11 protein-coding genes are annotated in these 10,350 nt (G+C 67.0%); 8 read left to right on the plus strand and 3 right to left on the minus strand.

Annotated features, from left to right (window positions below; genetic code table 11):
- Window positions 1-213: 213 nt before the first annotated feature.
- The 7 genes from rpsM to Q0X16_RS03485 all read left to right on the plus strand — a co-directional run bounded on the left by rpsM (window position 214) and on the right by Q0X16_RS03485 (window position 5,508).
- A complete protein-coding gene (gene rpsM / locus Q0X16_RS03455; protein ID WP_297830668.1) occupies window positions 214-570 on the plus strand; it encodes a 30S ribosomal protein S13 in 357 nt (118 codons plus the stop codon).
- A 12-nt stretch (window positions 571-582) separates the two neighbouring features.
- The gene (gene rpsK / locus Q0X16_RS03460) at window positions 583-975 is read left to right on the plus strand and encodes a 30S ribosomal protein S11 (protein ID WP_297830670.1); all 393 of its coding nucleotides are present in this window, start codon (window positions 583-585) and stop codon (window positions 973-975) included.
- Between the two features lie 19 nt (window positions 976-994).
- On the plus strand, window positions 995-1,624 hold the full coding sequence (rpsD, locus tag Q0X16_RS03465) for a 30S ribosomal protein S4 (RefSeq protein WP_297830672.1): 630 nt from the start codon (window positions 995-997) through the stop codon (window positions 1,622-1,624).
- A gap of 49 nt (window positions 1,625-1,673) precedes the next feature.
- Complete coding sequence (rpoA, locus tag Q0X16_RS03470; RefSeq protein WP_297830674.1) at window positions 1,674-2,672, plus strand: DNA-directed RNA polymerase subunit alpha; 999 nt, start codon at window positions 1,674-1,676, stop codon at window positions 2,670-2,672.
- Window positions 2,673-3,046: 374 nt separating this feature from the next.
- Window positions 3,047-3,421: a 50S ribosomal protein L17 gene (gene rplQ / locus Q0X16_RS03475; protein WP_297830676.1), complete on the plus strand. Its 375-nt coding sequence runs from the start codon at window positions 3,047-3,049 to the stop codon at window positions 3,419-3,421.
- A gap of 112 nt (window positions 3,422-3,533) precedes the next feature.
- The gene (locus tag Q0X16_RS03480; protein WP_297830678.1) at window positions 3,534-4,052 is read left to right on the plus strand and encodes a disulfide bond formation protein B; all 519 of its coding nucleotides are present in this window, start codon (window positions 3,534-3,536) and stop codon (window positions 4,050-4,052) included.
- A 61-nt stretch (window positions 4,053-4,113) separates the two neighbouring features.
- The gene (locus Q0X16_RS03485; RefSeq protein ID WP_297830680.1) at window positions 4,114-5,508 is read left to right on the plus strand and encodes a 3-deoxy-7-phosphoheptulonate synthase class II; all 1,395 of its coding nucleotides are present in this window, start codon (window positions 4,114-4,116) and stop codon (window positions 5,506-5,508) included.
- A 45-nt stretch (window positions 5,509-5,553) separates the two neighbouring features.
- Here the strand turns inward: Q0X16_RS03485 and Q0X16_RS03490 are convergent, their stop codons facing one another.
- From Q0X16_RS03490 to typA, 3 genes are all read right to left on the minus strand, one after another.
- Entirely contained in the window at window positions 5,554-7,176 is a 1,623-nt protein-coding gene (locus tag Q0X16_RS03490) for an amidase (RefSeq protein ID WP_297830682.1), read from the minus strand.
- 71 nt (window positions 7,177-7,247) lie between these two features.
- A complete protein-coding gene (locus tag Q0X16_RS03495) occupies window positions 7,248-7,760 on the minus strand; it encodes a DUF2127 domain-containing protein (RefSeq protein ID WP_297830688.1) in 513 nt (170 codons plus the stop codon).
- A 1-nt stretch (window position 7,761) separates the two neighbouring features.
- Window positions 7,762-9,609 (minus strand): translational GTPase TypA, encoded by a 1,848-nt coding sequence (gene typA / locus Q0X16_RS03500; RefSeq protein WP_297830684.1) that lies wholly within the window; start codon window positions 9,607-9,609, stop codon window positions 7,762-7,764.
- Between the two features lie 115 nt (window positions 9,610-9,724).
- Here typA and Q0X16_RS03505 point away from each other — a divergent pair, with 115 nt between their 5' ends.
- Window positions 9,725-10,219 carry a peptidylprolyl isomerase gene (locus tag Q0X16_RS03505; protein WP_297830686.1) on the plus strand — a complete coding sequence of 165 codons (495 nt, stop codon included), beginning with the start codon at window positions 9,725-9,727 and terminating at the stop codon, window positions 10,217-10,219.
- The last annotated feature ends 131 nt before the right edge of the window (window positions 10,220-10,350 follow it).

A 10,350-nucleotide genomic window follows, 5' to 3' on the forward strand; every position in this document is an offset into this window, starting at 1 on the left:
CGGCCGGGGGGGGGGGGCTGGTTGAATGACGGGGTTCGCCGGGCAAACACCCCCCGGGTGTCCGTTGTTTTCGCGGGTGCTGGGGCACTCTCCCCTGGCGGGGCCGGGGGGCTTTGGTGCCGCGACTTCCTGACAACCCGGGATCCGTATATAATCGCGAGTTCATTGCGTCGGGTCTTTCCTGCCGCACAATCGTTCATCGGAGATCGCCTCATGGCGCGTATCGCTGGCGTCAACCTGCCTGCCCAGAAGCACGTTTGGGTGGGGCTGCAAAGCATTTACGGCATTGGCCGTACCCGTTCCCGGAAGGTTTGCGAGGCCGCTGGCGTCAACGCCTCGATCAGGATTCGCGACCTGTCCGAACCCGAAGTCGAGCGGCTGCGCGCCGAAGTCGGCAAGTTCGTCGTCGAAGGCGACCTGCGCCGCGAGGTCGGCATGGCGATCAAGCGCCTGATGGACCTCGGCAGCTACCGTGGCCTGCGGCACCGCCGCGGCTTGCCGGTGCGCGGTCAGCGGACCCGCACCAATGCGCGTACCCGCAAGGGCCCGCGCAAGGCCATCAAGAAGTAAGGAGCACAGACCATGGCCAAGCCGGCTGCAGCCCGTACCAAGAAGAAAGTGCGTCGCGTCGTCACCGACGGCATCGCACATGTGCATGCGTCGTTCAACAACACCATCGTCACCATCACCGACCGGCAGGGCAATGCGCTCTCCTGGGCGACCTCGGGTGGCGCGGGCTTCCGCGGTTCGCGCAAGTCCACGCCGTTCGCCGCGCAGGTGGCCGCCGAGAAGGCGGGCAAGGCGGCGCTGGATTATGGCGTGAAGTCGCTGGAAGTGCGGATCAAGGGCCCCGGCCCGGGCCGCGAATCCGCCGTGCGCTCGCTGAACAACGTGGGCTACAAGATCACCAACATCATCGACGTGACGCCGATCCCGCACAACGGGTGCCGTCCGCCGAAGAAGCGTCGCGTCTGACGCGCAGGAGCAATCGAACATGGCTCGTTATCTCGGTCCCACCTGCAAGCTCGCGCGTCGCGAAGGCGTCGACCTGTCGCTGAAGTCACCGTCGCGCGCGCTCGATTCCAAGTGCAAGCTGGAGCAGAAGCCCGGCCAGCACGGCGCCGCCGCGCGTCGCGGCAAGCTGTCCGACTACGCCACCCAGCTGCGCGAGAAGCAGAAGGTCAAGCGCATCTACGGCCTGCTGGAGCGTCAGTTCCGCAACTATTACAAGAAGGCGGCGACCCGCAAGGGCAATACCGGCGAAAACCTCCTGCGCCTGCTGGAGACCCGCCTGGACAACGTCGTCTATCGCATGGGTTTCGCCGTCACCCGTCCGGCCGCGCGCCAACTGGTCAGCCACAGGGGCGTGCTGGTCAACGGCAAGCCGGTCAACCTGCCGTCCTTCGCCATCCGCGCCGGCGATTCCATCGCCCTGTCGGAAAAGGCCCAGCAGCAGCTGCGCGTCAAGGAGTCGCTGTCGGTCTCCGAGCAGATGAACCTGGCGCCGTCCTGGGTCGAGGTCGATGGCGGCAAGTTCAGCGGCGTGTTCAAGGCCGTGCCGGATCGCGCCGATCTGCCCAGCGACATCAACGAAGCGCTGATCGTCGAGCTCTACTCGAAGTAAGCCATTGTCATCGGCCCGCGTTTGCGCGGGCCAGCAGGAGAGTCCACGAATGACGGCTACCGCCACCCAAGTCCTGCGCCCGCGCGGGCCGCAGATCGAGCGTATCACCGACACCCGCGCCAAGGTCGTGATCGAGCCGCTGGAACGCGGCTATGGCCACACCCTGGGCAATGCCCTGCGCCGCGTCCTGCTGTCCTCGATCCCGGGTTTTGCCATCACCGAGGTCGAGATCGACGGCGTGCTGCACGAGTACACCACGGTCGAAGGCCTGCAGGAAGACGTGCTCGAGGTGCTGCTCAACCTCAAGGACGTCGCGCTGCGCATGCACAACGGCGACAGCGACGTGCTGGAACTGCGCAAGCAGGGCCCGGGCATCGTCACCGCCGGCGACATCAAGACCAGCCACAACGTCGAGGTGCTCAACCCCGGCCACGTGATCGCCAACCTGACCAAGGACGTGGCGCTGAACATGCGCCTGACCATCAACCGTGGTTTCGGCTACCAGCCGGCCGTGGCGCGTCGCCGTCCGGACGAAGAGTCCCGCACGATCGGCCGGCTGATGCTGGACGCCTCGTTCTCGCCGGTGCGCCGCGTGGCCTACGCGGTGGAAGCCGCGCGCGTCGAGCAGCGCACCGACCTCGACAAGCTGGTGCTGGACATCGAGACCAACGGCACCATCGACGCCGAGGAAGCCGTGCGCACCGCCGCCGACATCCTCAGCGACCAGCTGTCAGTGTTCGGTGATTTCACCAGCCGCGAGCGCGGCGCCGCAAAGCCGGCCCACGCCAGCGTGGATCCGGTGTTGCTGCGTCCGATCGACGACCTCGAGCTGACCGTGCGTTCGGCCAACTGCCTCAAGGCCGAGAGCATCTACTTCATCGGCGATCTGATCCAGAAGACCGAAGTCGAGCTGCTCAAGACCCCGAACCTCGGCAAGAAGTCGCTCACCGAGATCAAGGAAGTGCTGGCCCAGCGTGGCCTGTCGCTGGGCATGAAGCTCGAGAACTGGCCGCCGGCCGGCGTTGCCGCCCACGGCATGCTGGGGTGAGACGCCGCGCTTGCGAACTGCCTTAACGGCAGTTCGCGCGGCGTCGAACGCCCGAGCGCTGTGCGCGAGGGCCGGGGGAACGCCCGAGCGCTGTGCGCGAGGGCCGGGGAACGCCCGGCGCGCTGCGCCGGGCCGGGTGAACGCCCGAGCGCTGTGCGCGAGGGCTGAAGAACAACCGCGGCGCAAGCCGCATCCTGCAGTTTTGCTTTTGTCGTAACAACAATTCCGCCGATGGAGTGAACTCCGCGGCATTCCGGTTCAGGGAATGAGCCGGTCAGGGCCACCCGCAGTCCACCCGCTCGCAAACCGCGAGCACACGCCAGGACGGCGACAGCGAAGTCCAGTCGTTCCAACATTCAATCGGAGTCACTCCAATGCGCCACCAGAAATCCGGACGCAAGTTCAATCGCACCAGCGCCCACCGCCAGACCATGCTGTCCAACATGGCGGCCTCGCTGTTCAAGCACGAAATCATCCGCACCACGCTGCCCAAGGCCAAGGAACTGCGCCGCGTCGCCGAGCCGCTGATCACCCTCGGCAAGACCGATGGCGTGGCCAATCGCCGCCTGGCCTTCTCGCGCCTGCGCGACAAGGAAGCGGTGGGCACTCTGTTCACCGTTCTCGGCCCGCGCTACGCGCAGCGCCCGGGCGGTTACCTGCGCATCCTCAAGTGCGGTTTCCGCGCCGGCGACAATGCGCCGATGGCCTATGTCGAACTGGTCGACCGCCCGCAGGCTGCGGCCGAGTAGTTCAGTCTTTCTGCAGACCTTCCAGCTCGATTCGAACGACCCCGGCCCGGCCGGGGTTTTTCGTTTCCGTGGAAATGACCGATAATCTCGGCAGCTTTTGGAAGAAGAAGGCATGAATCCGTTCCGCTGGTCGTTCCGTGCGCAGTTCCTGTTCGGCTTTGCCTGCTGTGCCGGTCTGCTGGGCTATGCGCTGTTCGTGCAATTCCAGCTCGGAATCGAGCCGTGCGCCTTCTGCATCTTCCAGCGGATCTGCTTTGCCGCGCTGGGGCTGGTGTTCCTGGCCGGCGGCTTGCTGGCGCCCAAGGGCGCGGCCGGGCGCCGATTCTGGAGCGTACTGGCGTTCATCCCGGCCGTGGCCGGAATGGCGTATGCAGGGCGGCACACGTGGGTGCAGCTGAATCCGCCGGAACTGCCGACCTGCGGGCCGGGATTGAACTACATCGTTGAGCAGTACTCATGGCTGGGTGCGGCGCGCAAGATGCTGCAGGCGACCGGCGATTGCAGCAACATCGACTGGCAATTTCTCGGTCTGTCGATGCCCATGTGGGCGCTGATCTGGTTCGTCGGACTCGGTCTGGGCGCGCTGTATGCCGGATTCAAAGCTCGACATGCCCGCTGGTTCCATGGCTGAGGCTTGATTCACGTCGGGCATCCCGCGATGATGCAATGCAGCATCCGGAAGTCTTCCCGCCATGTCCAGCGCCCGCGTCGAACCGATTCGCCCCATCGTTGCCCCCTGGGCGCCGGACAGCTGGCGCACGCGTCCTGCCGTGCAGATGCCGACCTATCCGGACAAAGGGGAACTGGCAAGCTGCCTTGACGAGTTGAAGGCGCTGCCGCCACTCGTCACTTCGCGCGAAATCCTGGGTCTCAAGCAGCAGTTGGCCGACGCGCAGGAAGGGCGTGCATTTCTGCTGCAGGGCGGCGACTGCGCCGAGACGTTTTCCCAGTGCAGTTCCGACACGATCACCAACCGGCTCAAGGTTCTGCTGCAGATGAGCCTGGTGCTGGTGCACGGTCTGAAGCTGCCGGTGGTGCGCGTGGGCCGCTTTGCCGGACAGTACGCCAAACCGCGTTCGGCCGATGCCGAAACCCGCGACGGCATCAGCCTGCCGAGCTACCGCGGCGACATCGTCAACAGCCCGGAATTCACCGAAGTCGCGCGGATTCCGGATCCGCGCCGGATGATCAAGGCGCATGCGCGCAGCGCGATGACGATGAATTTCGTGCGCTCGCTGATCGACGGCGGCTTTGCCGACCTGCACCACCCCGAGTTCTGGGAGCTGGGATGGGTCGAGCAATCCCCGAACGCCGCCGAATACCAGAAGATGGTGACGGCGATCGGCGATGCCGTGCGTTTTACCGAGATCCTGATCGGGCGGCGAATGCAAAGCCTGTCGCGGGTGGCGTTCTACACCTCGCACGAGGCGCTGCTGCTGACGTACGAGGAGTCGCAGACCCGGCAGGTGCCGCGCGCCGACGGCTGGTTCAACCTGAGCACGCATTTCCCGTGGATCGGCATGCGCACCGCGGACCTGGACGGCGCACACGTGGAGTATTTCCGCGGGATCGCCAATCCGATCGCGGTCAAGGTGGGGCCGGGCGTCACCCCCGATGCGTTGCTGCGGTTGATCGACGCGCTCAATCCCGACGACGAACCCGGGCGGCTGGGGCTGATCCACCGCATGGGCGTGGGCCGGATCGCCGACAACCTGCCGCCGCTGCTCGATGCGGTGCGGCGCGAAGGGCGGCGCGTGCTGTGGGTCTGCGATCCGATGCACGGCAATACGGAATCCACCAGCAATGGCTACAAGACCCGACGCTTCAAGAACATCCGCGAAGAAATCGAGCAGGCCTTCGACCTGCACGCGGCGGCCGGCACGCGGCTGGGCGGGGTGCATCTGGAGTTGACCGGGGAGAACGTGACCGAATGCCTCGGCGGCGCCCGCCAGCTCACCGAAGCCGACCTGCAGCGCGATTACCGCAGCACGGTCGATCCGCGCCTGAACTATGAACAGTCGCTGGAAATCGCGATGCTGATCGTGCGCAAGCGCGGGGGGATGAGCGATCCGCAGGGGGATTCCTAGAGGCGACGCCGGTTCAGGTCGGCGTTGCCGCGTCGAAGGCGAGCGTCACTGCGCGATGGTCGGCAGGAACCGCGGAGGTTTGCGCGCCTTGGTCGCCTGTTCGAAGGCGTAGCCGAGTTCGATCAGGCGTGGTTCGCTCCAGGCCGTTCCGAGAAACGCGATCCCGACGGGCAATCCGCGCACTTCGCCCATCGGTACGGTCAGGCTCGGATAGCGCGCCGCCGCGGCCGTGCCATAGCCGGCTCCGATGAAGTGGTCGCCGAGGACCGGGTCGGTCGTCCACGGCGGTGACATCGATGGAGCCACCAGCGCGTCGAGCCGCTGCGCCTGCAGCGCTGCATCGATCCCCTGCGGTCCGGCCAATCGGCGCACCCGGTCGCGCGCGGCGATATAGGCCGGCTCAGTCAGCGGGCCCTTGGCGTTGGCCTGTTCGAAGGTCTCCTGGCCGAACAAAGGCATCTCCCGATCCGCATGGGCCAGGTTGAACGCGATGATGTCGGCCAGCGACCTGCGTGCCGAAGACGCGCCGGAAAGATAGCGATTCAGGCCGTCCTTGAATTCGTACAGCAGCACCTGGTATTCGGCATCGTCCCACTGTCCCAGGGTCGCGATGTCGGCGTCCACCACGGTCGCGCCTGACGCTTTCAGCGCCTCGATCGCGCGCTCCATCACCGCATCGGTGTCTGGGTGGTAGCCCATCAGCCTGCGCACGACTCCGATCCGCGCGCCCCGGAGCGCGTCGGGCTTGAGATGCGCGGTGTAGTCGATCGGCGCGGGATCGCTGCGCTCGGCGGCGGCCGGATCGCTGGCGTCCGGTGCGGCGATGGCGGTCAGGACGGCGGCGGCGTCGGCGACGCTGCGCGCCATCGGTCCGGCGCTGTCCTGCGAAATCGAGATCGGGATGATGCCGCTGCGGCTGACCAGTCCCACCGTCGGCTTGATCCCGACCAGTCCGGCGACGGCCGACGGGCAGAGGATGCTGCCGTCGGTTTCGGTGCCGATGCCGACGCTGGCGAGGTTGGCGGCAATCGCCGTTCCGGTTCCGGAACTGGAACCGCAGGGGCTGCGATCGAGCGCGTAGGGGTTGCGGGTCTGGCCGCCGCGACCGCTCCAGCCCGAGGTTGCGCGCGAGGACCTGAAGTTGGCCCATTCCGACAGGTTGGTCTTGCCGAGGATCACTGCGCCGGCGGCGCGCAGTCGGGCGACGAGGAAAGCGTCCGCGGCCGGTCGGTTGTCGGCCAGCGCCAGCGAGCCGGCGGAGTTGACCATCGGGGTGGCGTCGATGTTGTCCTTGAGCAGGACCGGAATGCCGTGCAGCGGCCCGCGCAGCTTGCCGGCCTTGCGCTCGGCGTCGAGCGCATCGGCGTCCTTGAGAGCGTCAGGATTGGTTTCGATCACCGAATTCAGGGCCGGCCCGGCGCGGTCGACGGCCGCGATCCGGTCGAGGTAAGCCTGCACGAGGGCGTGGCTGGTCAGTGAGCCGTTTTGCATCTGCTGCTGCAGCTGCGCGATCGTTGCCTCCTCGAAAGCGAACGCGGGCAGGCCGTGCGCGGAGGCCTGCGCAGGTGCCGGAACAGCCGCATCGGTTGCCGCGGAGGACGTCGGCTGCGGCTGGCAGGCGGCCAGGAGGGCGAACGAGAAGAGGAGGGCGATCGGCAGCGGGCGCATTGGAGGGTCCGATTCCGATGGAAAGCGCGAGAATCGCTCGAAGCGGGGTGTGCCGCAAGTGCTGTGTGGGGTCAGCGCCGGCGCATCATCAGGTCGCGCGCCAGCACCCACAGGACCAGGAGATTGACGGCGACCACCACCACCGAGAGCCAGCCGGGATGGCGGGCCAGCGCAAACAGGTCGAAGGGCAGGTACAGCGCGACCGTCACACAGCCCAGCCAGGAGGCCCAGGCCTTGGCGCGCCACAGGCCCCAACCTTCGAGGACGTGCATGATGCCGTAGAACGCGGCGACGGCGGCGGCCAAGTGCACGCCGCCGGGATTGATCGCGTTGACCAGCCAGGCCGCCGCGCCGTGCGCGGGGTCGAGCTGGAAGCGCATGATCAGTTCGTGGATCCATCGCCGCAGCGGTTCCGGCCCGAGGATTTCCAGCCCACTGGCCGCCAGCAGAGCCAGCAGGCCCTTGCCGATCTCCACCAGCGCGATCGCATGCAGCCCGGGGTGCGCGCGCGGGCTCGGGTTGTAGCGGGACGGCGGGCGCGTGGCGTCCGTTTCGCCGCCGCCGGGCTCCGTCGCCTCGGACAGGTCAGGCCGCACGGGTGGCCCGTTTGCGGTCGATCTCGGTGCGCAGTTTCTTGCGCAGCCGGATCTGTCTGGGCGTCACTTCGACCAGCTCATCGTCGTCGATGAACTCCAGCGCCTGCTCCAGGGAGAACTTGATCGGCGGGATCAGGCCCTCGTCATCGTCCTTGCCGGCGGCGCGGAAGTTGGTGAGCTGCTTGCCGCGCAGGGCGTTGACGGTGAGATCGTTGTCCTTGGCGTGGATGCCGACGATCTGGCCTTCATAGATTTCCTCGCCCGGCTCGATGAACAGGCGGCCGCGCTCCTGCATCGCGCCTTGGGCGTAAGCGGGCGAGCTGCCGGTGCCGTTGGAGATCAGCACGCCGTTCTGGCGCTGGCCGATGCTGCCGTCGCCGCGCGGGCCGTAGTGGTCGAACAGGTGGAACATCAGGCCGGTGCCGGCGGTCAGGGTCCGGAACTCGGTCTGGAAGCCGATCAGGCCGCGCGCCGGAATGATGTAGTCGAGCCGCACGCGGCCCTTGCCGTCCGGCGCCATGTTCTGCAACTGCGCGCGGCGTTCGCCCAGACGGCCCATCACGCCGCCCTGGTACTGCTCGTCGAGATCGACGACCAGCGATTCGTACGGTTCCGACGGCACGCCGTCGATGTCCTTGAGGATGACCTCGGGGCGCGAAACGGCCAGCTCGTAGCCTTCGCGGCGCATGGTTTCTATCAGGATCGACAGGTGCAGCTCGCCGCGCCCGCTGACCTTGAACTTGTCGGCGTCGGCGGTGTCCTCGACGCGCAGGGCGACGTTGTGCTGGGTTTCGCGGGTCAGCCGGTCGCGCAACTGGCGGCTGGTCAGGAACTTGCCGCCGCTGCGTTCCTTGACGCCGGCGAACGGCGAGTCGTTGACCTGGAACGTCATGCTGATGGTGGGTTCGTCCACCGCCAGCACCGGCAGTTGCTCGACCGCGGCCGGGTCACACAGGGTGTCGGAGATGCCGATGCCCTCGATGCCGGAGAAAGCAATGATGTCGCCGGCCTGCGCCTGCTCCACCTCGATGCGCTCCAGTCCCATGAAGCCGAGGACCTGCAGGACCTTGGCGCTGCGGGTTTTGCCGTCGGCCGCGACCACGGTCACTTGCTGGTTGGTCCTGACCTTGCCGCGCTGGATGCGGCCGACGCCGATGACGCCGACGTAGTTGTTGTAGTCGAGCGAGGACACCCGCATCTGGAACGGGCCGTCCGGATCCACCGCCGGCGGCGAGACGTGTTCGCAGATCGCCTCGAACAGCGGGGTCATGTCGCCGCTGCGCACGCTGTCGTCGAGGCCGGCATAGCCCTGCAGGCCGCTGGCGTAGAGGGTGGTGAAGTCGAGCTGCTCGTTGGTGGCGCCGAGGCGGTCGAACAGGTCGAAGGTCTGGTCCAGCACCCAGTCCGGGCGCGCGCCGGGGCGATCGACCTTGTTGATGACCACGATCGGCTTGAAGCCCATCGCAAATGCCTTCTGCGTCACGAAGCGGGTCTGCGGCATCGGCCCGTCCATCGCGTCGACCAGGATCAGCACCGAATCGACCATCGACAGCACGCGCTCGACCTCGCCGCCGAAGTCGGCGTGGCCGGGGGTATCGACGATGTTGATCCGCCACTCTTCGCCGGTCTTCGGGTGGGTCCAGCGGATCGCGGTGTTCTTGGACAGGATGGTGATGCCGCGTTCCTTTTCGATGTCGCCGCTGTCCATCACCCGCTCCGGGGTGACGGCGCGTTCATCGAGGGTCCCGGACTGCTTGAGCATCTGGTCGACGAGGGTGGTCTTGCCGTGGTCGACGTGGGCGACGATGGCGATGTTGCGCAGGCGTTGGGCGGACATTGTTCGGGAACCGATGAAGCTGCACGGCTCGCAGAGGCGGGCGCGCAGCGTTGAAAAGGGGAAAGCCCGCTATTATATCCGGTCGACGCACCGTCCCGGTGTCCGGAGAGATCTGATGAGCCTGATTGCCAATTTCGAGACCGACCGCGGCAACATCCGCGTCGAACTGGCCGCCGACAAGGCGCCGCTGACCGTGGCCAATTTCGTGAACCTCGCCCAGCACGGGTTCTACGACGGGCTGAACTTCCATCGCGTCATCCCGGATTTCATGATCCAGGGCGGCTGCCCGGAAGGCAGCGGTCGCGGCGGTCCCGGTTATCGGTTCGAGGACGAGACCGGCAACGGGCTGCGCCACGAGCGCGGGGTGCTGTCGATGGCCAACGCCGGCCCGAACACCAACGGCAGCCAGTTCTTCATCACCCACGTGCCCTGTGGCTGGCTGGACGGCAAGCACACCGTGTTCGGCAAGGTGATCGCCGGGCTGGACGCGGTCGATACGGTCAAGCAGGGCGACAAGATCCAGTCGGTGAAGATCGAAGGCGATGCGGCCGCCGTGCTGGCGGCGAAGGCCGACCGCGTGGCGGAGTGGAACAAGATCCTCGCGGCTTGATGTTCCGCAGGCTCGCGCGGCGCGGCCGACCGGAGCAACGTCGCCGCTTGGGCTCCGCGTCCGGCTTCGACGCGCCGGCGCGCGCCCACCCAGGCGCGCTCGACCATGCTCCGGTCGGGCCCGCCACGCGA

The organism is Thermomonas sp. (assembly GCF_025993755.1).
Taxonomy (GTDB): Bacteria; Pseudomonadota; Gammaproteobacteria; order Xanthomonadales; family Xanthomonadaceae; genus Thermomonas.